The sequence below is a fragment of the Streptomyces sp. NPDC046805 genome, assembly GCF_040645355.1.
In the GTDB taxonomy this organism is placed as follows: domain Bacteria; phylum Actinomycetota; class Actinomycetes; order Streptomycetales; family Streptomycetaceae; genus Streptomyces.
This window is the reverse complement of sequence record NZ_JBEYYC010000027.1, coordinates 66616-89876: the sequence shown is the minus strand read 5'-3', so window position 1 is coordinate 89876 and position 23261 is coordinate 66616. Positions and strand designations below refer to the sequence as shown.

The 23261-nt window shown below is 71.0% G+C and carries 20 protein-coding genes and 1 pseudogene; 7 read left to right on the top strand and 14 right to left on the bottom strand.

What is annotated here, in order from left to right; genetic code table 11:
- Nucleotides 1-18 precede the first annotated feature (18 nt).
- A complete protein-coding gene (locus ABZ910_RS26550; RefSeq protein WP_361369503.1) occupies nucleotides 19-1110 on the bottom strand; it encodes a MerR family transcriptional regulator in 1092 nt (363 codons plus the stop codon).
- Nucleotides 1111-1223: 113 nt separating this feature from the next.
- On the opposite strand from ABZ910_RS26550, the pseudogene ABZ910_RS26545 reads away from it, so the two are divergent.
- Nucleotides 1224-1850, top strand: a pseudogene (locus ABZ910_RS26545) (sigma-70 family RNA polymerase sigma factor); the annotation flags it as partial.
- Nucleotides 1851-2140: 290 nt separating this feature from the next.
- Complete coding sequence (locus ABZ910_RS26540) at nucleotides 2141-3133, top strand: CorA family divalent cation transporter (RefSeq protein ID WP_361369501.1); 993 nt, start codon at nucleotides 2141-2143, stop codon at nucleotides 3131-3133.
- A 37-nt stretch (nucleotides 3134-3170) separates the two neighbouring features.
- Here the strand turns inward: ABZ910_RS26540 and ABZ910_RS26535 are convergent, their stop codons facing one another.
- Genes ABZ910_RS26535 through ABZ910_RS26515 form a run of 5 tightly spaced genes read right to left on the bottom strand, consistent with a single transcriptional unit; the run spans nucleotide 3171 to nucleotide 8110 of the window.
- Nucleotides 3171-4046, bottom strand: coding sequence for a polysaccharide deacetylase (locus ABZ910_RS26535; protein ID WP_361369577.1), 876 nt, complete (start codon nucleotides 4044-4046; stop codon nucleotides 3171-3173).
- Nucleotides 4046-5017, bottom strand: a complete 972-nt coding sequence (gene speB, locus ABZ910_RS26530) for an agmatinase (RefSeq protein ID WP_361369499.1) — start codon at nucleotides 5015-5017, stop codon at nucleotides 4046-4048. Before speB ends, ABZ910_RS26535 begins: the two co-directional genes overlap by 1 nt.
- Nucleotides 5005-5805 carry an SDR family oxidoreductase gene (locus ABZ910_RS26525; protein WP_361369498.1) on the bottom strand — a complete coding sequence of 267 codons (801 nt, stop codon included), beginning with the start codon at nucleotides 5803-5805 and terminating at the stop codon, nucleotides 5005-5007. Before ABZ910_RS26525 ends, speB begins: the two co-directional genes overlap by 13 nt.
- Nucleotides 5806-5843: 38 nt before the next feature.
- Complete coding sequence (locus tag ABZ910_RS26520) at nucleotides 5844-6557, bottom strand: SDR family oxidoreductase (protein WP_361369497.1); 714 nt, start codon at nucleotides 6555-6557, stop codon at nucleotides 5844-5846.
- Nucleotides 6554-8110: an APC family permease gene (locus ABZ910_RS26515; RefSeq protein WP_361369495.1), complete on the bottom strand. Its 1557-nt coding sequence runs from the start codon at nucleotides 8108-8110 to the stop codon at nucleotides 6554-6556. Before ABZ910_RS26515 ends, ABZ910_RS26520 begins: the two co-directional genes overlap by 4 nt.
- A gap of 194 nt (nucleotides 8111-8304) precedes the next feature.
- On the opposite strand from ABZ910_RS26515, the gene ABZ910_RS26510 reads away from it, so the two are divergent.
- A complete protein-coding gene (locus tag ABZ910_RS26510) occupies nucleotides 8305-9810 on the top strand; it encodes a PucR family transcriptional regulator ligand-binding domain-containing protein (protein ID WP_361369493.1) in 1506 nt (501 codons plus the stop codon).
- Between the two features lie 124 nt (nucleotides 9811-9934).
- On the opposite strand, the gene ABZ910_RS26505 is transcribed toward ABZ910_RS26510, so the two are convergent.
- On the bottom strand, nucleotides 9935-10708 hold the full coding sequence (locus ABZ910_RS26505) for an SDR family oxidoreductase (protein WP_361369491.1): 774 nt from the start codon (nucleotides 10706-10708) through the stop codon (nucleotides 9935-9937).
- Nucleotides 10709-10871: 163 nt separating this feature from the next.
- Nucleotides 10872-12182: an SUKH-4 family immunity protein gene (locus ABZ910_RS26500; RefSeq protein ID WP_361369489.1), complete on the bottom strand. Its 1311-nt coding sequence runs from the start codon at nucleotides 12180-12182 to the stop codon at nucleotides 10872-10874.
- A 185-nt stretch (nucleotides 12183-12367) separates the two neighbouring features.
- On the opposite strand from ABZ910_RS26500, the gene ABZ910_RS26495 reads away from it, so the two are divergent.
- Complete coding sequence (locus ABZ910_RS26495) at nucleotides 12368-12976, top strand: hypothetical protein (RefSeq protein ID WP_361369488.1); 609 nt, start codon at nucleotides 12368-12370, stop codon at nucleotides 12974-12976.
- On the opposite strand, the gene ABZ910_RS26490 is transcribed toward ABZ910_RS26495, so the two are convergent.
- The 6 genes from ABZ910_RS26490 to ABZ910_RS26465 all read right to left on the bottom strand — a co-directional run bounded on the left by ABZ910_RS26490 (nucleotide 12898) and on the right by ABZ910_RS26465 (nucleotide 19737).
- On the bottom strand, nucleotides 12898-13578 hold the full coding sequence (locus ABZ910_RS26490) for a class I SAM-dependent methyltransferase (protein WP_361369486.1): 681 nt from the start codon (nucleotides 13576-13578) through the stop codon (nucleotides 12898-12900). The two genes, ABZ910_RS26495 and ABZ910_RS26490, sit on opposite strands and share 79 nt — an antisense overlap.
- A 228-nt stretch (nucleotides 13579-13806) precedes the next feature.
- Nucleotides 13807-14376 (bottom strand): DinB family protein, encoded by a 570-nt coding sequence (locus ABZ910_RS26485; RefSeq protein WP_361369576.1) that lies wholly within the window; start codon nucleotides 14374-14376, stop codon nucleotides 13807-13809.
- A gap of 146 nt (nucleotides 14377-14522) precedes the next feature.
- A complete protein-coding gene (locus ABZ910_RS26480) occupies nucleotides 14523-15890 on the bottom strand; it encodes an alkaline phosphatase PhoX (RefSeq protein ID WP_361369484.1) in 1368 nt (455 codons plus the stop codon).
- Between the two features lie 121 nt (nucleotides 15891-16011).
- Nucleotides 16012-17385 carry a response regulator transcription factor gene (locus ABZ910_RS26475; RefSeq protein WP_361369482.1) on the bottom strand — a complete coding sequence of 458 codons (1374 nt, stop codon included), beginning with the start codon at nucleotides 17383-17385 and terminating at the stop codon, nucleotides 16012-16014.
- Between the two features lie 73 nt (nucleotides 17386-17458).
- The gene (locus ABZ910_RS26470; protein ID WP_361369480.1) at nucleotides 17459-18454 is read right to left on the bottom strand and encodes a hydroxymethylglutaryl-CoA lyase; all 996 of its coding nucleotides are present in this window, start codon (nucleotides 18452-18454) and stop codon (nucleotides 17459-17461) included.
- Nucleotides 18451-19737: a CaiB/BaiF CoA-transferase family protein gene (locus tag ABZ910_RS26465; protein WP_361369478.1), complete on the bottom strand. Its 1287-nt coding sequence runs from the start codon at nucleotides 19735-19737 to the stop codon at nucleotides 18451-18453. The genes ABZ910_RS26470 and ABZ910_RS26465 overlap by 4 nt, the downstream gene beginning before the upstream one ends.
- Before the next feature lie 127 nt (nucleotides 19738-19864).
- Here ABZ910_RS26465 and ABZ910_RS26460 point away from each other — a divergent pair, with 127 nt between their 5' ends.
- The 3 genes from ABZ910_RS26460 to ABZ910_RS26450 all read left to right on the top strand — a co-directional run bounded on the left by ABZ910_RS26460 (nucleotide 19865) and on the right by ABZ910_RS26450 (nucleotide 23260).
- Nucleotides 19865-21025 (top strand): alpha/beta hydrolase, encoded by a 1161-nt coding sequence (locus ABZ910_RS26460; protein WP_361369476.1) that lies wholly within the window; start codon nucleotides 19865-19867, stop codon nucleotides 21023-21025.
- Nucleotides 21026-21090: 65 nt separating this feature from the next.
- Nucleotides 21091-21720: a VOC family protein gene (locus ABZ910_RS26455; RefSeq protein ID WP_361369474.1), complete on the top strand. Its 630-nt coding sequence runs from the start codon at nucleotides 21091-21093 to the stop codon at nucleotides 21718-21720.
- Nucleotides 21721-21727: 7 nt separating this feature from the next.
- Entirely contained in the window at nucleotides 21728-23260 is a 1533-nt protein-coding gene (locus ABZ910_RS26450) for an AMP-binding protein (protein ID WP_361369472.1), read from the top strand.
- Nucleotide 23261: the final 1 nt, after the last annotated feature.

The following is a 23261-nucleotide window of genomic DNA, read 5'->3' as shown; positions in this document are numbered from 1 at the left end:
GGCGCGCGGCATGGGGCGTCAGCGCTGGTCGTCGTGCCGAGGCGTCGCCCCGTACACCGCCGTCAGCGTGTCGAGCGCGTCGGACAGGCCGGTCGGGCGCAGCATGCCGCGGGCGGCCCGGCCCGTCCAGCCGGGGCCGCCGAGCATGACCAGCGGCTGCGTGCGGGCTCCCCGCACTCCCCACTCGGTGGCCGCGACGTACTGGGCCAGGGGAAGGCTGGCGGTGGAGTGCGACTGCGCCCACAGCACGACGGCGGTCGGGCCCAGGCGCCGTACCGCTGCCACCAGCGCCTCGGCCGGGACCGCCGCTCCGAACATCCGCGTGGGGATGGCGTGTTGGCTCAGAGCGGCGTTGAGCGCCTCCAGCGGCAGGGTGTGCTCTTCGCCGGGAACACAGGCCAGGACGACGGGCCCCGCGGTGGTCGCGCCGCCGGTGCGCGGGGGCTGACGGGTGTGACGGCGGAGCGTGCTGGACACGTGCCAGGACAGCAGGTGCTCGACCTCGACGTAGCGGTCGCCCGACGAGGCCCACTTGCGGCCGACGGCGTGCAGGGTCGGCGCCATCACGTCCTGCCAGGCGAACCGGATGCCGTACTCCGTGACGGCGCGGTCCAGTTGCTCCTCCACGGCGGCCGCGTCCAGCCGGACGGCGGCGCGGGCCAGGCCACGGGACTCCTGACGGACCTCGCCCAGGGGCAGTCCGCCGGCTGCCCGCGAGGGGGCCGCGGTCCTCCGCTCCGGGGACGGCGCGGGGGCGGCAGCCGGGGATGAGGAAGGGGGTGCCGGCGGTGTCGCGGTGGCGCTCGGGGTGGTGCCGGGGTGCGCGAGGTTCTTCGCGGCCCGGGCCGCCTCGGCCGGTGGTACGCCGGACGAGGTCAGCCGGCACATCGCCTCCAGCAGCGCCACGTCCTGCGGTGCCCAGCGCCGGTGCCGCCCGTCGGCGCGCGCGGCCGGGCCGATGCCGTAGCGGCGGTCCCAGGAACGCAGGGTGGTGGGGGAGACGCCGAGCCTGCGGGCGAGGGCGCCGGTGGTCAGTCCGGCATCGGCGGGCGCGGTCTCCGGCGAGGGGTGCTCCGGGACTGCTCCGGTTCGATCCGGTTCGTCGTTCATGCGAACGAGCATACGACGCAGAATCAATGCAAGTTGTCCGCGCGGCGCATCGACTCGCACGATGACGGTGAGCTCGCCCGAGGGCTGGAACGTCACACGTGAGGAGCCGGGTCATGGCGCCGAATCCGACCGCCTGCGCCACCGCGTCCGCCACCCCTGGAGTGCCGGCCGAGGTGCCGCCCCGCGTTCCGTTCGAGGTGCCGTGCGCGGACGAGGAGCTCGCGCGGGGCCTGGTGGCGGGCGACGAGGCCTGCCTGGCCGCCGCCTATCGCCGCTGGTCCGGACTGGTGTACACGCTGGCCTGGCGCTCACTCGGCGACGCCGGGGAGGCGGAGGACGTCACTCAGCAGGTGTTCCTCGGCGTGTGGTGCGGACGGCGGGGCTACCGGCCGGAGCGCGGCCCGCTGGCCGGCTGGATCGTCGGGATCACGCGGCGCAAGATCGTCGACGCCCTGTCGGCCCGCACTCGGCGCGGCGAACTCGTGGCGGCGGCCGGCGCGGCCCTCGCCCACACGACCGCCGCCGGTGCCGCACACGCGGGTCCCGAGGCGGCACTCGACCGGGTCCTCGTCCGGAACGCGCTGCAACGCCTGCCCGCCACGCAGCGGCGGGTGCTGTACCTGGCCTTCTACGAGGACCTCACCCAGACGGAGATCGCCGCCCGCACGGGCTGGCCGCTGGGCACGGTGAAGAGCCACGCACGGCGGGGACTGCACCAGCTCCGGCGCTACCTCGAACAGGCCGAGGCCGCCGACACTCACGACGAAGGCTCCGACTCGGACACATTCGATGCACAAACGACGCTCGGATACGTCTGCGTCGTGCTGCACGCGTGGGCGACGGGAGCGTACGGCTCCACCACGGCGACGGCGGCGCCGACGGCGGGCTGTGCGCCCGTGACGTAGACGGACGTGCCGGTCCGCCACCCCGCCCCGTAACGGGGCGGCAAGGCACCTGTTCGGGGGATCTTCGGGCTGCAGGCCCATCTCTCCGTATGCGGGGGCGGTGGCGTGTGCGCACGCTGGGCAGCGTGATCGCATCAGTGGTGTCGATGCCGGACGGGGCCGTCACGCGTACCGGCCTGTCGGAGGCACGGGAGCGCTTGGCGGCCTCGGACTGCCTGATGGTGGACATCGAGCTGCCCGAGGAGATGCCACCGGAGGCACAGCCGGTGTCCGGCCTGCTGGGACTGGACGGGGACACACTGGAATGGTTCGGCAGGGACGGTGAACCCGTTCGGACCGAATACGACGGCGAGACCGGCGGTTTGGTCGTGCCCTTGGTGGAGGACGACAACGTGGTCCATGTGCACGTCCTGCTGCGGGACCGGTACCTGATCACGGTGCATCGGGGCCCGGTCGAGCTGATGGAGGACTTCATCGCCCGGCTGTGCCACGACAGGCCGGCCGATCTCGTCGCCTGCCTGTTCCTGCTGCTGCAGAGTGCCCTCGACACGTTTCGCCGGTCCGCCGGGCAGGGTGTCCTGGGAGTGGAGGATCTCGAGGACGAGATGTTCGTGCGGCGGCGTCAGCGGCAGGTCTACCGGCTGGCGCTCCTGCGTCGGAGCGCGTCCCTGCTGCACCACGAACTCCTGCCCTTCGCGCAGGGGATGCAGGAACTCCTGACACGGCGGGTGGTGGACAGCACGCTCCCGGAGGAGCGCCGGGCGTTGCACCGCACCTACGAACGCAACATGACCCAGGCACTGGCGGCCATCGAATCACTGCAGGACGGCACCCGGCGGGTCATGCTCACCTACTCGTCGCTGGTGAGCGGCGAGCAGAACGCCGTGATCAACCGGCTCACCGTCGTATCGATGATCTTCCTGCCGCTGACCTTCATCACCGGGTTCTTCGGCATGAACTTCAACTACATGACGAACGAGCTGACGAGTGAGGGCGTCTTCTGGCTGCTCGCCGTGGGTCTGCAGATCGTCATCCTGTTCGCCGCCCTGTACCTGGTGCGCCATATGCAGTTCTGGCGGGAACTGCGGGACGATTCCGGCCGCGACACGGACGACTGACCGACGACTGACCGACGGCGCCTGCCGCGCCCCCTGCTCACCGGGTGGGGTCCGGTGGTGTGAGCACGCGCGGCTGGAGGCCCAGGGAACGGATGTGCCGGGCGACTTCGGACAGGGACGTCACCCATGTGTCCCCGGTGCCCACGGCCCGTGCGATCAGTTCCTCCAGGGCGGCAGCGCGAGAGGGACGGCCGGTGAGGAACGGGTGCGTGGTCAGGACGAAGCAGCCCCCTTCCTGCCGTACGGCCTCGAATTCCAGGGACCAGATCTCGAGCGCCTTGCGGGGGCTCTCGATGAGTCCGCTGCCGGAGATCCCGGGGAGGTAGCAGTACTGCTCCCAGTCGTCGAGGGCCCACTGGATGGGGATCTCTACCAAGGGCGACGGGCTGCCCGGCACGGACAGTTCGTAGGGGACGTCCGCGTCCATCAGGCTGCTGTCGTAGAGGAAGCCGCGTTCGGCCAGCAGGCGTGGGGAGTTGTAGGTCAGTTCCCACATCGGTGCCCGGTAGCCCACCGGCCGTACCCCGGCCACCGCGTCGAGGGCCTCCAGGCCGCGGTCGAGATAGTCGGCCTCCGCCTTGGCGTCCACACCGGCCAACGGCTCGTGCAGATAGCCGTGGTGGGCGATCTCGTGGCCGCCGTCGACGATGGCGCGCACGGTGTCGGGGTAGCGGCGTGCAGTCCAGCCGGGCACGAAGAAGGTGGCGCGCACGTCATGGCGGGCCAGGATCCTCAGCAGCCGGGGGACGCCGACCAGCGGACCGTAGGACTGGTGGCTCATCACGGACATGCGCTGTGCCGCCCGGGGATGCTCGTGCAGCACGGCGGACTCGGCGTCGACGTCGAAACTGAAGCAGGCCGCGGCGCGCTTGCCCTGCGGCCACACCACCGGTTGTGCGGGCTGCGGAACCATCACGTGCCCTTCGTGCAGAGGGAGACGAACTCGTAGGCGAGGTTGGCCGCGGCGACGGCGGTGATGTCGGCGTGGTCGTACGCGGGGGAGACCTCGACGACGTCGGCCCCGACGAGGTTGAGGCCCTTGAAGCCGCGGAGGATGCCGAGCAGTTCCCGGCTGGTCATCCCGCCGGCTTCCGGGGTGCCGGTCGCCGGGGCATGCGCGGGATCCAGTACGTCGATGTCGACGGAGACGTACAGCGGGGCGTCGCCGATCCGCTGCCGCAGCAGGCTGACGACATCGCGCACGGTCAGCGTCTCGAGGTCGGCGCAGTGCACGATGGTGAAGCCCAGTTCCGCGTCACTGGTCAGGTCCTGGGGGTCGTACAGCGATCCGCGGATGCCGACGTGCGCGCTGGAACCCGGCAGGAACAGGCCCTCCTCGGCAGCCCGCCGGAACGGGGTCCCGTGGGTCAGCGGCGCGTCGAAGTAGGTGTCCCAGGTGTCGAGGTGGGCGTCGAAGTGCACCAGGGCCACGGGTCCGTGCACCCGGTTCATCGCCCGCAGCAGCGGATAGGCGATGGTGTGGTCGCCGCCGAGGGTGACCAGCCGGGCTCCGTCGCGGATCAGCCCGTAGGCGGCCTCCTCGATCTCCTTGGCGGCCTGGGCGATGTCGAACGGATTGCACGGCAGATCGCCGGCGTCGACGACCTGCTGGTCGCGGAACGGCATCACGTCGAGCTGGGGGTTGTACGGGCGCAGGAGCCGGGAGGCCTCGCGGATCGCGGAGGGCCCGAAGCGGGCTCCGGGCCGGAACGTCACGCCGGCGTCGAAGGGCACACCGGCGACCGCGACGTCGTGGCCCGGTACGTCCTCGATGCGGGGCAGCCGGGCGAAGGTGGTCAGGCCCGCGTAGCGGGGACTGACCTGGCCGTCGGTCTGGCCGACGGGTGCGGGGCCGGCCTCGGCGGGGCGGTTCACACGCGGCATCGGGTGGTTCCTCCGTTGATCTGGATGGTCTGGCCCGCAAAGGAGCCGATGCGGAAGTCGCTGAGCAGGGCGACCGCGGAGGCGATCTCTTCCGGCCGGCCGATCCGGCCGAGCGGAATGCCGGCCGCGTAATGCTTGTGCATCGCGTGCAGGGGCAGTCGGGCGGCCTCGGCGTCGACCTGGAGCTGAGGGGTGTCGATGACGCCCGGTGCGATGGCGTTGACGAGGATGCCCTCGGGCGCGAGTTCCCGGCCCAGGCTCTTGACCAGGGAGATCAGCCCGGCCTTGGAGGCGGCGTAGGCGCTGGCCTCCGGCCAGCCGTTGACGCCCCACTCGGAGGAGATCACGACGATGCGCCCCCGGCCGCGGCGGCGCATGCCGGGCAGGACGGCCTGCACGAGGTGGAAGGTCCCGCTGAGGTTGGTGTCGACGACCTTCCACCAGTCGGCTTCGTCGTACTCGGTGAACGTGCCCATGGTCATGTAGGCCGCGTTGCACACCAGCACATCGATGTCGCCGACCTCGTCGCGCAGCCGGTCGACCAGGGCGTGCACCTGCCCCCGGTCGGCTATGTCGGCGGGTGCGGGAACTCCGCCCGTCGCAGCGACAGTTGCGTCCATCGCCGAGGAGTGGACCCGGTCGCCCACGGCGACGCGGGCTCCGTCGTCGGCGAGGCGCCGGGCGATGGCCTTCCCGATTCCCTGTGTGGCACCGGTGACCAAAGCGGTCGCACCCCAGAGGGGCCGTGTCGGGTGTGTCGGGGGTGTCGGGCGCGCCAGGGCTTCCATGGTCGGATCACCTTCCACTGCCGGATCGCGTTCCATGCTCAGATCACCGCTCCGCAGTTCGGGGACAGGACTTCGCCGGTGCAGAACGTGCCTTCCTCCAGCAGGAATTGCACGACCGCGGCGACCTCGTCGGGGCGCCCGAGCCGCCGGGCCGGCAGCGTCGCCAGATACTCGGGCGCCCGCCAGGGTGAGTCGGCGGCGAGCAGGGGCGTGTCGGTCGGACCGGGCGCGACCGCGTTCACACGGACTCCGCGGGAGCCGAACTCGGCCGCCAGGCTGCGTACGAGCCCGATGGCCGCACCCTTGGCGGCGGCATAGTGCGCCTCGCCCTCACCCCCGCCGATCGCCAGCTCGGAGGAGATCGCGACGATACTGCCGCCGCCGCGCTCGACCATCGAAGGGAGCACCGCGCGCGCGGAGTTGACCAGTCCGCCGAGATGGACACGCAGCATGCGCGTCCACTGCTCGTGCGTGATCTCGGCGACGGGGGTGATCGCGTAGTGGCCTGCCGCGCTGACCAGCGCGTCGATGGGACCGAGCTCCGCTTCCACCCGGCTCACCGCGGTGCGTACGGCGTCCGCGTCCGCGACGTCGGCGGCAAGCATCAGCGCCAGTGCCGTGTCGGGGGCCGGGTGAAGGTCGATCCCCGCGACGGTCCATCCGGCCGCGCCGAGTCCGGCGGCGATGCTCGCGCCGATACCGCTGCCCGCCCCGGTGACCAGGGCCACCCGCCGTGATGTACGCGCGCTCATGCCGACTCCGTTCGTACGTCGCCCGGTGCCGCGGCGCCGGTGACCGCCGAGGCCTCGGAAGTGGCGGAGACCGTCCCGGGGCTGTCCGCGGGGAGGCGGTCGGCGAGCGGCTGCTTGATCCGCTTGCGCATGAAAGCGAAGACGACGGCGCCGACGGCGGCGAGCAGCACGGTCATGAGGATCATGCTCCACCGCACGTACCAGGTGTCGCCCATGGAGGAGCGCGGCCAGGCGATGTTGACGGTCTGCGCGATCGTCCACAGGGCGGCGAGCAGGGTCACCGGCGTGCCCCAGCGTCCCAGACTGAAGGCTCCGGGCTGCCACTTGCCGCGCAACCGGGCGACAGCCGCACCCACCACGGGTACCGCGAAGGCGAGTTGGAAGCCCATGGTGGTGAAGTTCACCAGCACGCCGTACAGGCGGGAGCCGGCGAGCAGGACGAGGACGGCGGCGACGGCGCCGGTCAGCGCGATCGCGTTCACCGGCAGCCGCTCGGGACCGGCCAGTTTCGCCAGGCTCCTGGAGCCCGGCAGGGCGTGGTCCCGGGCGGAGCCCCAGAGGCAACGCGAGACGGCCGCCTGGACCGCCAGGAAGCTGGAGAGGAACCCGATCACGAAGAGGATGAGCAGCGGGCGGGCGATCACGGATCCGAGTTGGGCGACGAGCGTCTGGGTCACCGGGTCGCCGCTCTTGTCCGCCATCACGTGCTGCAGGTCGGGTATGGCGAGGACCAGGGCGACGCTGGAGTACATCACGATCGCGGCCACGCACAGCAGCGACAGGATGATCGCCTTGGGCACGTTGCGCTCCGGCTTCTCCACCTCCTCGGCGATGGAGCCCGCCGCCTCGAAGCCGACGAACGACCATCCGACGTAGGCCGTGGCGACCAGCAGCGGCCCGCCGAGCCACGCTCCGGTGCCCTGGGTGCCGTAGCCGTCGAAGAGGATGTGCACCGGGTTGACCCGGTGGAACAGCAGGAGCACGGTGCTCAGGCCCACCGAGCCGACGACCTCGCAGATGATGCTGGCCACGACCATCACCTTCAGGACGCTGCGGCCCACCATGTTGGCGACGCTGCCCACGGCCAGGATCGCGATGGCGGTTCCGGCGGTCAGCGCCCGGCCGGCGTCGTTCACCCCGAGCGCGGGCAGCAGGAAGCCGGCCGCCCCGTACGCCAGGGTGGACAGGGCGATCGTCAGCCCCCAGGCGTACGCCCAGGCAGCCGCCCAGCCCCATGACGTGCCCCGCACGTGCCGGGCCCACTGGTAGACGCTTCCGGCATACGGCCACCGGGAGGCGAGCTCACCGAACACACACGCCACCAGCAACTGCCCGACCAGCACGACCGGGAAGGCCCAGATGAATGCCGGGCCCGCCGAGAACAGCCCCAGAGTGAAGATCGCGTACAGCGCGACGATGGGGGAGACGTCCGCGAAGGCCAGGGAGAAGGCCGAGCGGAAGCTGAAACCTCGGTTGAGGCGGCTGTCACCCTCGTGGTCCGTCGTCGCTGAGGCGCCCCGCGCAGCCTGGGACGCAACCGGATGCTTGGTCATCCGCCGGCTCCTTGCCTGCCCCTCTCCGGGGCCTGTGGTCACCTGTCGTCCGGCCATCCAGGGCCGGACTGCAGGGAGTCTGCGGGCCCGCCGGACCGAAGATCCACAACGCGAAAACCACAATCGGGGATTGCAGTTTGAGCGATCGCACAACACAATCACCCGGAACACACGAAACGCCTTCGGGAGGGGCCGTGCGTGCCACCGTCGCCGACGTACTGAACCTGCCTCACCTCCGACTCGGCCTCTTCGCCGGTGCGGCCGGCCTGGACAGGACCGTGTCCTGGGCCCACGCCTCCGATCTCGACAGCCCGTGGGACTGGATGGCGGGCGGCGAACTCCTCATGCGCAACGGGCGCACGCTCCCGTCCGACGGCTCCGCTCAGGCCGCCCTGCTGCACCGCTGCGCCGACGCGGGCGCCAGCGGCATCGTGATCGGTGAGGACTCCCAGATGCCCGCACTGCGCGGGGAGTTGGCAGCGGCGGCGGAGGAACGGACCCTGGCCGTACTGACGGCGTCGTACTCGGTCAGCTTCGCCGCGGTGGCGCGAGCCGTCGCCGACGCCAACTCAGGGGAGGACTCCGCACGCTTCGGCCAGATCGAGCGGATCTACGGCGTACTCCGGGACAGCCTGGGCGGCGGGGTCGGAGACTCGCCCACCGCCCGGCTCGGGCGTGACCTCGGCTGCCGTCTGCTGCTCCTGGACACCTCCACCGGCCACCCCGTCGACCCTACGGCTCCGGAACCGGACTCCGTGCTGCGCCAAGCTCTGATCGCCGGCATCGAGGCGCACGACGGCCGCATCCCCGGCGTACTCCACCTCCAGCCGGCCGGCCACACCACAGCGCTGGCGGTGGAGGTCCCCGCCGAGGAGCCCACGGTCCTCGTCGCCGTGGACCTCCCCGGCATGGACACCTCCCTCCTTCATCACCTGGCCACCGCCGCCGCCGTGGAGACCGCCCACCAGGCGATGGTCCGCGAACACGAGCGCCGGCTGGGCGCCGAACTCCTCGCCCACCTCCTCGACACGAGAATCGACCCGCCCGCCGCGTCCCGGGAACTGACCGCCGCCAGACTCGCTCCCGCCCACACCGTCGTCGTAGCAGCCCACCACGACGACGGCCCCGGCCAGCGGGACATCCATCTGACGCTCAGTCGCCGCCGCATACCCCACCTGCTCCTCAAACGCGGCAGCCTGTTCCTCGCCCTGCTGCGCGACGCCCCGCGCGACCTCGACGCCCTGCGCCACAAGCTCGGCCCCGGGACGGCACTGGGCGTGAGCACCACGGTCGGCAGCCCCGAGCGGATCCCCATGGCCCGGCGCGAGGCCGTATGGGCCCTCTCCCTGGCACGCGCCGCACCCGACGGATGCGCACGCTACGGCGACGAGACGACCTACACGGTGCTGCGCAGCATCGAGGAGGCCCAGTCAGTCACCGACCGTGTCCTCGGCCCGCTGCTCACCTACGACGCGGCCCACGGAACCGACCTGACGGCCACGCTGGAGGCCTTTCTCCAGCACCGCCGCTCGTGGCAACGGACCGCAGCCGCCCTGAACGTGCACAAGCAGACGGTCATGTACCGCATCCAGCGGGTGGAACAGCTCACGGGCCGTACGCTCGCCGAGACCGCCGACATCACCGAACTCTGGATCGCCTTCCAGGCCCGGGCGTTGCTCTCCGGTGCTCCGACGCCGTGATGTGGCGAGTGGGTGACAAGGTGACCTAGCCACCTGACTACTTGGCGATTTGGCGACTTGGAGGCGTGCAGGGTCGCGAAGCTCACCGATTTCTTCGGTAAGCACCTCTGACTCCAGGGACGGCTCAGGTTTCCTCGGGATCGCGTCCGAGCGCTGATCGACCGCCGTCCACGGGCACGATGGCGCCGTTGATGAAGCTCGAGTCGCCTGACAGAAGGTGGGCAATGGCGGCAGCGACCTCTTCGGGGCGCCCAGGTCGGCCGACCGGATGGAGAAGCCGTATCTCTCGCTCGATCCGCGCGGCCTCCTGGGGCTCCTGCCGTGCGAGGAACGCCTCGTGTCGTTCGGTGCTGATCGATCCGAGAGACACGGCGTTGACCCGGATGTTGTGCGGGCCGTACTCCACAGCCAGGGCTCGGGTCAGTCCCTCGGTGGCCGCTTTGGCCGTGGAGTACGGCAGCGCTCCTCGGACTGCCCGCTGGGCCTGGTGCGAGGAGACGTTGACGACGGCCCCGCCCGTACCGGCGGCGAGAAAGCGGCGGATTGCGGTCGCGCAGCCCACAACGACAGGGTCGAGGTTCAGCGCGATGAGATCCAGGACCTCGCGAGGCGAGGCCGTATGGATCGAAGTGTCGCGGAACACAGCGGCGTTGTTGACCCAGCCCACGAGTGCGCCCGCGGATTGCGCCAGATCGGCGGCGTGCTCCGTGACCGTCTCGTCCGAGGCGTCGCCGATGACTGGAATCACCCGCGGTCCGGCCGGATGGCCCTGAGCCCAGTCGAGCGAGACCGCGTCGTGGTCGATCGCGACCACAAATCTCCCCTCGCCGAGCAACCGCTCGACGACGGCTCGTCCGATACCTCGCCCTCCACCGGTCACCACGTAGGAACGGTTCACGCCTCCTCCTCGGTCAAGTGACGGGACTCGCACACGAAGAGACCGTCTTCCCGAGGTGACCTGTCTGATGCCGCGTGACGACGGATCAGCCACCCAAGGCGCCTTCGGAGCCCGCCCCCGGAGGCGCCCGTGCAGGTGTCAGTGAAGGGTGTCAGTGAGGGTGCTAAAAGCCGTCCACGCCCAGCTCGGTGATGCCTGCGTAGAGCCAGCTCCACACCTCGCCGCCGGGCGTGGCCGGGTCGAGCAGGCCCGGGGCCAACTCGTCCAGCTCGTCCAGGAACACCTGCGCCACCGTCTCCTGGTCCCCCTCCACCGGATAGGAGTGCCAGCAGGCGTTGCGGTAGCGGTCGACGGCCTCAAGGACGCGAGTGAAGACGTCGAGATCCGGCGCGAGCGGCACCAACGTCTGGTCCGTACGGCCGCCCAGTCGACTCCAGATGTACACGGACCCGTCGCGGCGGTGCAGGTAGAGCTCGCCGTAGTCGCACATGCCGAAGGCGATCAGGTCCGCGGCGGCCACACCGCTGGGCAACCCGTCCGCGGACACAGCGCCGTCGGCCGGGGGCCGCATTGCCTCGACCGAATGGGTCTCGTACTCGCCCCCGTGACATGCCCACCACGAGGGCAGCCCGATGTCCCGCAAGTGCCCCCTGCTTCCCGGGTGTTCGAGCCCTTCGGGCAGTGCGTTCTCGGGCAGACGAACCACGTGCCGCTGCCCGAAGGCGTCGTCGACCCGGGCCGCGGTGAGCGGACCTGTCGGCCGGCGTCGGGCCGGTTCGAGACCGCCGGGCGGGGGTTCCTCGGACGACGTGGGGTCGATTCCTCCGCCGCGCGGCCAGTCCCGCAGCACTGCCGCGTCCGTCTCGAGCACGGCCATGCCGTGCGCGTCCTCGACGAGATGGCGGGTCCTGCTGCCCTCGGCGGCGAAAGCGAGGGCATCTGCCCAGCTCTCCGGGGCGGTCAACTCCCAGTTGTGCAGCTCATGTGCGGCAAGCGCCTCAGTCGGCCAGGACGCTTCTGCCAGCGCTCCTTCGTCCTGGACCGTCACCCGCCGGCCCGTCTGCGCGTCGAGCCGGAGCGGGCCGCGCTGGTCGGTCACCTCGACGAGCTCTCGCCCCTCGTACAGGCGGCGCTGGACCTGGTAGTAGTCGCCGTTCAGGCTCGGGTGGGCCATGAACCAGTTGGCCGGGCGCCACCACGCCCACACCGTGCGCCACGGCATCCCCGGCTCGGCCTTCGCGATCCGCTCGGCGTACTCCTCGTGGCCGGTCGCCTTCGCCGCGAAGTGCAGCCAGGAGGCGAACTCCGCGGGCGTCGTGTCCGCGCCGCCGAAGATCGCCTCGGCCTGCAGGAAGACCTCGCGTCCCACGCTCTCCGCGCCCTGTGCGGCCGCGATGTGGTCACGCACTGCCGCGCGATCTGCAGTCAACAGCCGTACGGGGTCGGCCAGTACGTCGTCCAGCTCCTCACTCATGCGGCCATCCTGTCACCGGCACAGCACCCGGTCCGTACCGGGGCGACCGAGCTCTGATACGGCGACACATCCCTGGCCAGGCGGGGTACTCGGGGCCGGCGGAGGGCCGCCTCGGTGGCAGTCACCCAGCCTCGCCGGACACGGCACAGGGGGAGGTTGTCAGTCCTCGTTCATAAGATCACGGCATGTCTGATGCCTTCAGCGTTTTGTGGACCCATGACACGTGCCGTGCCCTGCGCAAGGCGGGTCGTGTGGGCGAGCGGCCACCGGTCGCCTTCAGCGGCGTCCATTCCTCCCTGCCCGCCTGGTCGGGTGCCCAGGCCGGGGACGAGGTGTACGCACTGCACGTCAACCGGTGCGTCGTGTACGTGGTGAGCCGGATGCGGGTGGTCGACAGGGAGCGGCGCGACTGCTGCGGTCCGGGCCGCGCGACGTGGGACGACCCGGCGTTTCCCGGACACGACGACTGGTGGATGCTCGGCGCCGGCGGCTGCGGTGCCGCGGCGGTGCACGTGGACGCGACGCCCGTACGCTTCGACATACCGATTCCCGGCGATCTTCTGGAGAGACTCACCTGGCGCAACCGCCGAGGTCGAACGCGCGGTCTGAAGCACGTGGTGGACGGGCGCCTCGAACGCGCCGTCGGCCTCCAGGGCTTCTACCGTCTGACCGCCGAGTCCGCCGACGAGTTGGCGGAGTTCGTCGGCAAGGAGAATCATTCCTGCTCCGCCGGGCCAACTCCCGGACCCCGGTCAGCAGGTTGGTCCTCCAGGTCGGCTACGAGGAGTCGGTAGCCGACATCAAGTGTTTCGCGGTCGAGCAGGTCGGCATGGCGTTCGTGCCACAGGCCGGAAGACAGGTCGTCGGACAGCCGGGCCAGGCCCGGCCGGATGGCCTCCTCGCCGGTCTGGGCGAGCATCGAAATTCCTGCCCGTACCTGCGGATCGAGGTATGCCTCGGGCCGACGCCAGAAGGCGGCGCCGAATCCGTCGGTGCAGTCATGCGGGATCGGTACGGCCTCGATGCGAGCGCCTCCCAGCAGCGCAGCCAGCCCGTCGACTGCGATCGCCCGGGTGTCGTCGAACACCGCAGCCTGCGGCACGTACTCGTCCACCAGCCAGAACCTCCGGAAGGCGACCTGGTCCCAGGTGAAGATGACCACGCGTCGGCGGGCGATTCGGAGCAGCTCCCCGATGCCGGCTTCCAGGTCCGTCCAGTGATGCACGGTCAGGAGGGCCATGACCGCGTCGGCCGAGTCATCAGCGAGAGGGATCGACTCCGCGGAGGCCTGGACGGCGCGTGCCGAGCTCGCCGGTCGCTGGGCGATCATCACCGAGCTGGGTTCGACTGCCAGCACCGTGTGCGGTGGCTCGTACGACCCGGTGCCGGCGCCCACGTTGATCACCGTGGCGGCATCGCCGAGTGCCCGGTGGATCCTGGCAGCGATCCGGGGATCCGGTCGTCGAGTGGAACTGTACGTCGCACCAATGTGGTCATACGTCGCCATGACGGACAGCCTGCCCGCTTCGCGTACGCGCGACGCGGCCGGTACCACGAGAACGCGCATCCCTGCCTGCGTTCCAGATGGCCCACTGGTGGGGGCGAGTGCAAACACCGGCCCTCCTCACTGGCCCACCCTCCCGTCGATGCGCTCCCGTAACAGGTCGGCGTGCCCGCAGTGGCGGGCGTACTCCTCGACCCTGTGCACCATCAGCTCCCGAACGGAGACCGCGTCCTTCCCTGCACGCTCGCTCAGGTCCGGATGCTCGGCCAACGCGGCGTCGGTTGCGGCCTGTTCACGCTCCAGATCGACGTACGCGGCGTCGACCACCGCCTGCTCGGCGACAGCTCCGTCGAAGTCCGCGTCACGCTCGCCGTACAGCTTCGGCAGCGGGTCGCCGTCGCTGATCCAGTTGCGCCAGTCCCGCTCCACCTCGGCGAGGTGCCGCACCAGGCCGAGCAGCGACATCGTCGACGGCGGAACCGACCGACGGGCCAGTTGCTCCGCGTCCAGGCCCTCGCACTTCATCCGCAGGGTCATGCGGTAGTTCGCCAGGAAGTCCTGCAGCGTCGCAAGCTCACCGTCCGGAGTGGGATCTTCGCTGTTACGTGGGTCGTCGTCCGGATCGGCCCACATGTCGGGATAGACGGTCGCCCGGGTCCATCGCGCGAGTTGGTCACTCATGCGTTCCATGTTCGTCCGTGACGTCCCGGGCTCGCCACTGAGTTCTCGCTCCGGGATGCCGTCGTGGTGGCGGTGGCGCTGGAGGGTGTCTCCCCTCATGCCGGGACGGAGTGCCGCCCCGGCATGATCACGGCTACCGCTCGGCGACCGACCGGCTACCTGCGCCACGGCCCGGTGACCGCGAAGGTCGTGCCGGGCGTGTAGCAGTTGACGTACATGGTGTCGCCGTTGGGGGAGAAGGTGACCCCGGCGAACTCGCCCCACTCCGGCTTGTCCGGCGTACCGATGTTCTGCCGGCCCCGGGCCATGGCGTACACCTCGCCCCCGCGCGTGACGCCGAAGACGTGCTGGGCGCCGTTGCCGTCCTCGCACACCATCAGGCCGCCGCTGGGGGCGAGGCAGATGTTGTCCGGGGACTCGCCGGGCAGCTGTACATCCGTGTCCGGGCCGAAGACGATCACCAGGGTCAGGCGGCGCCGCTGCGGGTCGTAGCGCCAGATCTGGCCGTAGTGGTCGGCCGCGGAGCCGTCCGCGCTGTGGGCGAACGACGACACGAAGTACACGCAGTTGCCGCCCCAGTAGCAGCCCTCCAGCTTCTGCGCGTGAGTGATCCCCTTCGGCCCGTAGTCCTGCAGCCGGACGGGGGTGGAGGCGGCCAGCGGGTCGGGTACGTCCACCCACTCGATGCCGTCGAAGGTCGCACCGGTCTCCTGGATCATCGACAGGTCCGATACGCCGGGCACCCGCATCGCCTGCAGCCGGCCGCCCGCGCGCAGTGAACCCACGCCGCCCAGCGGCTTGTTCGGCAGGAAGCGGTAGAAGAGGCCGAACGGCTTGAGGAACGCGTCCTCGGTCTCGTAGACGACACCGCGCTGGGGGTCGATCGCGACCGCCTCGTGCTGGAAGCGGCCCATCGCGGTCAGCGGCACGGCGCTGGTGCGATGCGGGTCGGTGGGATGGACCTCGAAGATGAAGCCGTGGTCCTTGGTGTAGCCGTTGGTGCCCGCCTTGTCCTCGGTCTCCTCACAGGTCAGCCAGGTGCCCCAAGGGGAGTGGCCGCCCGCGCAGTTGACGGCCGTACCGGCGATGGCGACGTGCTCGGACAGCACGCGGTTGCCGGAGTCCAGCGTCAGGGCCGTACAACCGCCATGACCCGCCGGGTCGTAGGTGAGGCCCTCGACGGCGGGGACCGGGATCTTCGCGGTGGGGCGGTTCTCGTGATTGCGGACGAGGTGGGTACGGCCGCCTCTGCCGGCCAAGGCGGCCATGCCGTCGTGGTTGGACGGCACGAGGCCCTCGCCCGAGCGTAGTTGGTCGCCCTCGCGGGAGAGGACGGTGTAGCGAAAGCCTTCCGGCAGGTCGAGCAGGCCGTTCGGGTCCGGGACGAGAGGGCCGTAGCCCGTGTGGCCCAGGTTCTGCGCGGCAGCGGTGCCCGCGAAGAGTTCGGACAGAGCCCCGGTGAAGACGATGCCCGAGCCGAGCGCGCTCGCTCGGGCCAGGATCTGACGTCGTGTTGCAGACATACGGCAGCAACCTCCTGCTGGCGGACAGGAACTGTGACCCCGCTGTGTCTATCACCTGGCGCAGACGGCGGGAACCACGCGTGTTGCACGTGTCACTGGTTGTTGCCGTGCACTCTCCGCCTCAAGCACACGTCACCGACCGGGGCGTTTCCCGCCCCGCACGTCGCGCCGCGAGATGACTGCCGTACGCCGCGGCGACGGCGTCGAGATAGGACAGCATGGTGGGACCGTAGGGCTCGTCGCGGTGCCGCACGACGCCCATGCACGCCGAGCTGTCCGTGCCGATCTTTATCGGCAGGAACAGGTACGCACCCGGCACCTCCTGGCTGCAGACGTGGAAGGTGTCGCGGAACCGGCCGGCGGACAGTCGCATCAGCTGCACCGGCGACGCCGTCTTGACGGCGTGTGCACAGGCGAAGCCCGATCTCAGCGGAACGTCCGGGGTGACCGCGCGCACCCAGGCCGGTGACAGGCCCTTGTGCGCGATCAGCCTCAGGCGGTCCTGGTGCACGTGGTGGACGGCCACGGCGTCCGCCGTGCCGTCCGCCACCAGCGTGCCGACGAGCTCACGCGTGCACCCCTCCTCATCGGGCTGCCGGCCGAATCGTTCGATCAACCCTGTCAGGGCCCGCAGCATGTCCACCTGCGGTGCGGGGACCAGGCTGCTGGTGCGTCCCTCGTCGCCCATCTCCAGCACCTGCGGGCCGAAGCTGTAGCCGTAGCCGCGGGCGGAGAGCACCAGCGTCGGCTTCTTGGCGTCGTCGCCGAGCTTGCGGCGCAGCCGGCCGATGTGGATGCGCAGTGTGTTCAGACCACCTCCGTCCATCCACCCCCAGACCTTGCCGAGGATGGTCCTGCTCTCCACCGTGCGGCCGGAGTTGCGCATCAGGTGGACGAGCAGTTTGTACTCGGTGCCGGAGAGGGACACGACCTCGTCGTCGAGCCGGACCTCCCGCTGCCACAGGTCGACGCGCACGGGTCCGCCCACCAGATACCGGGCGCCGGACTCGAACGTCTCGGAAGAGCGGCGGACCACCGCCAGGATGCGGGCGAGGAGTTCCGTGCCGGGCAGGTCGGGTGCGGCCACCACGTCGACGCCCGAACGCAGGACGGCGATCACCCGTGGCGAGAGCAGTGCTCCGACGATGGCCACCGCGCCGCCGAAGCCGGTCGCGCGGGCCACCTTCGCCGTGCGGTCCAACCATGCGTCGGTGCCGGCCACGACGATGACCGCGGCCGGCCGGTGCACCGTGGCCGACCAGCGCAGCTGTGCCTCTTCGGTCACGAAGAGATGTGACCAGCCGATGGAGGCGCACAGCTCGCGCAGTCGCGCGGCGACGCCGTTCTCCTCTTCGGCGACGATCAGCGCCGGCCGTGCAGGGATCAGGTCCGGTCGCGGTGTGCGCGTCCTGGCCGGCAGAGCGCCGGTGCCGCCCCGGTCAGGCCGGTCGGCACCGGGCGTCTGCCTGGGGCGACCGAGTGTCGTGTGCGCCATGGATGCCTCCTCGAACCCGCGGTCACTGTTCCGTCATTCGACAGCGTGAATCGCCGTACATGTCGGCAACATTTCAGAAAACTGTCATCCGTGGTCTCTGCACGCAAGAGGCGGACGGCCCCGTCCCCACCCGGCTGCCCGCGGACCGGTCGCCCGCCCGCAGGACCCCGCTGGGCAGGGTCCGGCCCAGCGCCCGCTCGGCGATGCGGCCCGCTCTGAGCAGGCCTTCCAGAGAGGTCCCGGATTCCACACCCATGTCCCGGCACAGGTAGGCGAGTTCCTCGGTGGCGATGTTGCCGCTCGCGCCCGGGGCGAACGGGCAGCCGCCCAGACCGCCGATCGACGCGTCGATGTCCACCACCCCCAGCTGGAGCGCGGCGAACGCCGTGGCCAGCCCCGCACCGCGGGTGTTGTGCAGGTGCAGCCCGATGGGCGTCCCCGGGACCGCCTCCCGGACGGCGCCGAGCAGTTCGGCCATACGGACCGGGGTGGTGGTGCCGATGGTGTCGGCCAGGCACAGCCGGTCCGCGCCCAGGTCGACCGCGCGCCGGGCCACGTCCACCACACCGTCCGGCGGGGTCGGGCCGTCGAAGGGGCAGTCCCAGGCGGTCGCGACGATGACCTCGCAGCTGCCGCCGTGCCGGTGCACCCGGGACGCGACCTCCTCGACCTGCGCCAGTGCCGCCGCGCTGGTGCGCCGAACGTTGGCCTGACTGTGGCCGTCGGCGGCCGACACCACGTACTCCACGACCCGCACGCCGGCGTCGAGGGCACGCCGGGCTCCCCGGGGGCTTGCCACGAGTGCGGAGAACTCGACGTCGGGCCACTGGTGCAGGTGTGCGGCGACCTTTTCGGCGTCCGCCATCGCCGGGACCGCGCTGGGGGAGACGAAGGCCGTGGCCTCGATGCGGCGCATTCCCGCGTCGACCAGGGCCGTGATGAGTTCGAGCTTGGCCTCGGTGGGTATCGGCTGCTCGATCTGCAGGCCGTCGCGCGGTCCCACCTCGCGCAGGTTGATACGGGCGGGCAGCCCGAACGGCCGTACTCCGGCAGTCGGTTGTGCGCTCACAGGATTCCTTCCTCCTCGAGAGAGCGGATCTCCTCGGGGGCGAGCCCGAGCAGCCCGCGGTACACCGCGTCGTTGTGGGTGCCAGGACGGGGCGGGCCGGCCCACCGCACCGCCCCGGGCGTCGCGGAGAACTTCGGTACCACGCCGGGACCGAGCACGTCCTCGCCCACCCGCTCGTCGGGGTGCGGCACCAGCATGTCGCGGGCCCTGAACTGCGGGTCCTCGACGATGTCCGCGGCCGTGTAGACCGGGCCGGCCACCACGTCGGCGGCCGTGAGCAGCCGCACCGCCTCCTCGGCGCTGTGCCGGGCGACCCATGCGTCGACGATCGCCTCGATCTCGTCCTGGTTCCTGCCGCGCGCCTCATGGGTGGTGAACCGCGGATCGCTGGCGAGCTCCGGGCGGTCGATGGCCTTGCACAGGCGGTCGAACACCGTGTCCTGGTTGGCGGCCACGATCACCCACTGGCCGTCACGGGAACGGAAGATGTTGGACGGTGCGATGCCGTCCAGCCGGGTTCCGGAGGGCTGCCGTACGCGTCCGAGCCGGTCGTACTCGGGGATGATCGACTCCGACAGCGCCAGGCAGGCCTCGGTGAGCGCCACGTCGACCACCTGGCCGCGGCCCTGCGTGCGCTCCCGGTGCAGCAGCGCGGCCAGGATGCCCTGCACCGCGACCATGCCGGCCAGCGAATCCCCCAGCGACAGCGCCATGCGGGGCGGCGGCCGGTCGGGATCGGGGTGGCCGTTGACCGCACGCAGCCCGCCCATCGCCTCGGCCACCGACGCGTAGCCGGGACGCCTTCGGTACGGGCCGCTCTGCCCGTAGCCGGACACGCGGGCCAGTACCAGCCCCGGATTGGCCTCGGCGAGCCGGTCGTAGCCGAGGTTCCAGCGCTCCAGGGTGCCGGGGCGGAAGTTCTCGATCACCACGTCCGCGTGCCGCACCAGCCGCAGCAGGAGCTCCTGCCCGCGAGGGGTGCGCAGGTCGAGCGTCACGCAGCGCTTGTTGCGCGCGTGGACCGTCCACCACAGTCGGTGGCCCCGATAGGAGTGCTGGCCCCAGTGACGCATCGGGTCGGGGCGGTCCGGGGCCTCGACCTTGATCACATCTGCCCCTTGGTCGGCGAGGAGGCGACCGGCGAACGGGCCTGACACGACCGTGCCCAGCTCGATGACGCGTACGCCGTCCAAGGGACCGCCGGAGCCGGAGCCGGAGCCGTCCGGCCAGGTCGGGGACCGGTCACTGTCCTCGATGTCGAAGTCGTCGTAAGTCTCAGGCATGCAGCACTTCTAACAGCGCGCGGTACCGGCGCAGTTCGGCCGTGGCGCAGTCGACAGGAGGCTGACATGCTGGTTCGCGGCGAGAACCGACACGGGGCTGACAGGAAACCGCTGTCACGGTGAGCCCGTGAACGCAATCACGCATTCGACCACGGCAGGACCCGGCCTGACACGCACGTTGCTCGCCGCGCCCTCCGTACCCAGTAAGAGAGTTGACATCTACTCGGGCGTCGCACGGCTCTCGGGCACCGTGTGGGCCAGCGAAGTGGTCGCCGAGGGGCCGTCGCCGGACACGGCCGTGATGGTGGTGCACCCGACGTCGAACATGCTCGGCCACTACGCGCTGGAACCGCTGGCGCGGCGGGGTGTCGCCGCCGTCGGTCTCACCACCCGCTATGTCGGCAACGACTCGTCGCTGATCACCGAGAACTGCCTGCTGGACATCGCCGCGATGGTCGCGCACCTGCGGGAGCGCGGATACCGGCGCGTCATCCTGGTCGGCAACTCGGGCGGCGCCTCGGTGGTGCCGTACTACCAGGCTCAGGCGGAGCACACGACCGTCACCGACCCGCCCGGCGGCGGCCCCGACCTGACCGCGCACACGCTGCCGCCGGCCGACGGTGTCGTCATGCTCAACGCCCACTCCGGGCGTGCCCGGCTGCTGACCGAATGGCTCGACCCCGCCATCGCCGACGAGTCCGAGCCGTTCGTCCGCGATCCCGACCTCGACATGTTCGACGAGCGCAACGGCCCGCCCTACACGGCGGAGTTCGTCGCCCGCTTCCGCGCCGCCCAGGTGGAGCGCAATCACCGGATCACGCGCTGGGCACAGGCACGGCTGCGGTCGCTGCCGCCCGGCGTGGACGACTTCCCGTTCGTCGTCCACGGCACCTACGCCGACCCGCGCAGCCTCGACGGGACGCTGGAACCCAGCGACCGCGAGGTCGGCGTCTCGCTGTGGGGTCCACCCGCCTCCGCCAACTACCTGCCGGCAGCGATCGCCCGCTACACGACCGCCCGGAGCTGGCTCAACCAGTGGTCGCTCGAGCACGCCCAGGGCGACGCACTGCGCTGGCTGCGCGAGGTGACGGTTCCGGTGCTGATCGTCTACGGCACCGGCGACACGGCGGCGCACCCGCGGCACGCGCTCGACATGTACGAGGCGGTGCGCAAGGCCCCCCGTGACCTGCTTGCGGTGCCGGGCGCCGGCCACTACTTCGAGGGACAGCCCGAGCTGCGGGATCAGGCCTGCGATCGGATCGTCGCCTGGGCGGCGGACCGGAACTGACTCCCTGCCGGGCCACACCTCGCACGACAGCACACGCACAAGAGACCACCAAGAGGAGATCCACGATGAGCGAGACCACCGGACCCTCGGAGCTCGCCGGCCCGCCGTCGCCGGGACGGCCGATGATGCTCAACCACCTGGCCTACGTCACCCACGACGTGGAGGCGACCGTCGACTTCTACACCCGGGTCATGGGCATGCCGATGGTCAGCACGGTGATCGGGGACAAGGTGCCGTCGACCGGCGACGACTTCCCGTACTTCCATGTCTTCTTCCGTCTTCAGGACGGATCGACGGTGGCCTTCTTCGAGGCTCCCGGACTGCCCCCGGCCAACCCCAAGGGCCACCCCGCCTACGACATCTTCGACCACCTCGCGTTCGAGGCGCCCAGCCCCGAGCACATCCACGCCTGGGCCGATTGGCTGCGGGCCAACGGCCTCGAGGTCGTCGGCCCGACCGACCACGGCATCATCCTCAGCGTCTACTTCCGCGACCCGGTCAACGACATCCGCCTGGAGATCACCACCCCGCTCGTCGAGGACTGGAACGCACGCGAGGAGCAGGCCGCCCGGGACCTGAGCGACTGGCTCGCGGTCAAGCGGGAGGCGAAGGAGCAGGGGCGGGACGTCGCCAAGGAGTTGCTGGCGTTCATCGCGGAGCGCTCCGTCAAGAACCAGCCCGCAGAGCGGCATTGAGGCCCCGATGAACCTCGCCCACACGCTCAGTCAGACCGCCGCCCGATACCCGGACGCGCCCGCGCTGACCTACGGCGACCGGACCGTGAGCTGGGGCCGGCTGGAGAGCCGGTCCGACGCCCTGGGGCACGCTCTGCGCGCGGCCGGGGTTCGCCCCGGCGACCGGGTGGCGCTGCTCATGCGCAACCGGCCCGAACTGCTGGAGACCATGTACGCCGCGTTCAAGGCCGGGGCCGCCGTCGTCCCGCTGAACGCGAAACTGCCCGCGGCCGAGGTCGCGTACCACCTCGCGGACTCCGGTGCCGCGGTGCTCGTCACCGACCGCACCGAAGGCGTCGACGACCTGGGCGTTCCGCTGGTGGTGACCGGCAGCGGGTACGAGGAACTGCTCGCCGCCCACACCGGCACCCCGGCCCGGACCGAGGACGTGGACGCCGACGCGCCGGCCTGGCTCTTCTACACGTCGGGCACCACGGGACGCCCCAAAGGCGCGGTGCTCACGCACGGCGGGCTGGCGTTCGTCGTCGCGTCCTGGCTGGCCGACCTCACCCCGCTCGACCACCGCGATGTGACGCTGCACGCCGCTCCGCTCAGCCACGGCGCGGGATTTCACGCCCTGGCCGCGACCGCCCGCGGCGCACACCAGGTGATCCCGACCGGCGAGCGGTTCGACCCGGAGACGGTCCTGCGGCTCATGCGCGAGCACCAGGTGACCAACACCTGGCTGGTGCCCACCCAGATCACCCTGCTCACCGACCACATCGACGGCGCGGACCCCGCGCTTCCGGCGCTGCGGCGCGTCGTCTACGGCGGGGCGCCCTTCCCGCAGACCGAACTGGCCGCCGCTCTGCGGACCTTCGGGCCGGTGCTGGTGCAGCTCTACGGGCAGGGCGAGTCACCCATGACGATCACCTGGCTGCCGGCCGAGGAGCATCCGGACCCGGACGACGGCGAGGCGGCGCTGCCGCACTGCGCCGGCCATCCGCGCCCCGGAATGGCCGTACGGATCGTCGATCCGGACACGGGCGCGGTACTGCCCCCGAACGAGGTCGGCGAAGTGGTGACCAGCGGGCCCGCCCTCATGGCCGGCTACTGGCGACGCCCCGAGGAGAGTGCGCGCGCCCTGCGCGGCGGCTGGCTGCACACCGGCGACCTCGGCAGGATCGACGAGCGCGGCCGCCTGTTCCTGCTCGACCGGGCCAAGGACCTGATCATCACGGGCGGTTCCAACGTCTACGCGATCGAGGTCGAAGGCGCGCTGCTGGAGCACCCGGGCATCGTGGACGCCGCCGTCATCGGACTGCCGGACCGCACCTGGGGCGAGATCGTCACCGCCGTGGTGGTTCCCTCGGGGACCCGCCCTTCCCCCGACGAGCTGCAAGCGCACTGCCGCGACCGCCTCGCTCCCTACAAGAGCCCGCGCCGCATCGAGTTCGTGGACACGATCCCCCGCAACACCTACGGAAAGACCGACAAACGTGCACTGCGGGAGCGCTTCGCCCCCAGCGGCACGGACACCCGAGACAAGGCAGGGAGCTGAC

What these genes read in the sequence shown, in the direction of transcription:
- ABZ910_RS26450 (WP_361369472.1), top strand. Translation starts at nt 21,728, where the DNA reads ATGAACCTCGCCCACACGCTCAGTCAGACCGCCGCCCGATACCCGGAC.
- ABZ910_RS26475 (WP_361369482.1), bottom strand. Translation starts at nt 17,385, where the DNA reads ATGGCGCACACGACACTCGGTCGCCCCAGGCAGACGCCCGGTGCCGAC.
- ABZ910_RS26485 (WP_361369576.1), bottom strand. Translation starts at nt 14,376, where the DNA reads ATGGAACGCATGAGTGACCAACTCGCGCGATGGACCCGGGCGACCGTC.
- ABZ910_RS26535 (WP_361369577.1), bottom strand. Translation starts at nt 4,046, where the DNA reads ATGGTTCCGCAGCCCGCACAACCGGTGGTGTGGCCGCAGGGCAAGCGC.
- ABZ910_RS26515 (WP_361369495.1), bottom strand. Translation starts at nt 8,110, where the DNA reads ATGACCAAGCATCCGGTTGCGTCCCAGGCTGCGCGGGGCGCCTCAGCG.
- ABZ910_RS26520 (WP_361369497.1), bottom strand. Translation starts at nt 6,557, where the DNA reads ATGAGCGCGCGTACATCACGGCGGGTGGCCCTGGTCACCGGGGCGGGC.
- ABZ910_RS26525 (WP_361369498.1), bottom strand. Translation starts at nt 5,805, where the DNA reads ATGGAAGCCCTGGCGCGCCCGACACCCCCGACACACCCGACACGGCCC.
- ABZ910_RS26455 (WP_361369474.1), top strand. Translation starts at nt 21,091, where the DNA reads ATGAGCGAGACCACCGGACCCTCGGAGCTCGCCGGCCCGCCGTCGCCG.
- ABZ910_RS26465 (WP_361369478.1), bottom strand. Translation starts at nt 19,737, where the DNA reads ATGCCTGAGACTTACGACGACTTCGACATCGAGGACAGTGACCGGTCC.
- ABZ910_RS26550 (WP_361369503.1), bottom strand. Translation starts at nt 1,110, where the DNA reads ATGAACGACGAACCGGATCGAACCGGAGCAGTCCCGGAGCACCCCTCG.
- ABZ910_RS26500 (WP_361369489.1), bottom strand. Translation starts at nt 12,182, where the DNA reads ATGAGTGAGGAGCTGGACGACGTACTGGCCGACCCCGTACGGCTGTTG.
- speB (WP_361369499.1), bottom strand. Translation starts at nt 5,017, where the DNA reads ATGCCGCGTGTGAACCGCCCCGCCGAGGCCGGCCCCGCACCCGTCGGC.
- ABZ910_RS26480 (WP_361369484.1), bottom strand. Translation starts at nt 15,890, where the DNA reads ATGTCTGCAACACGACGTCAGATCCTGGCCCGAGCGAGCGCGCTCGGC.
- ABZ910_RS26495 (WP_361369488.1), top strand. Translation starts at nt 12,368, where the DNA reads ATGTCTGATGCCTTCAGCGTTTTGTGGACCCATGACACGTGCCGTGCC.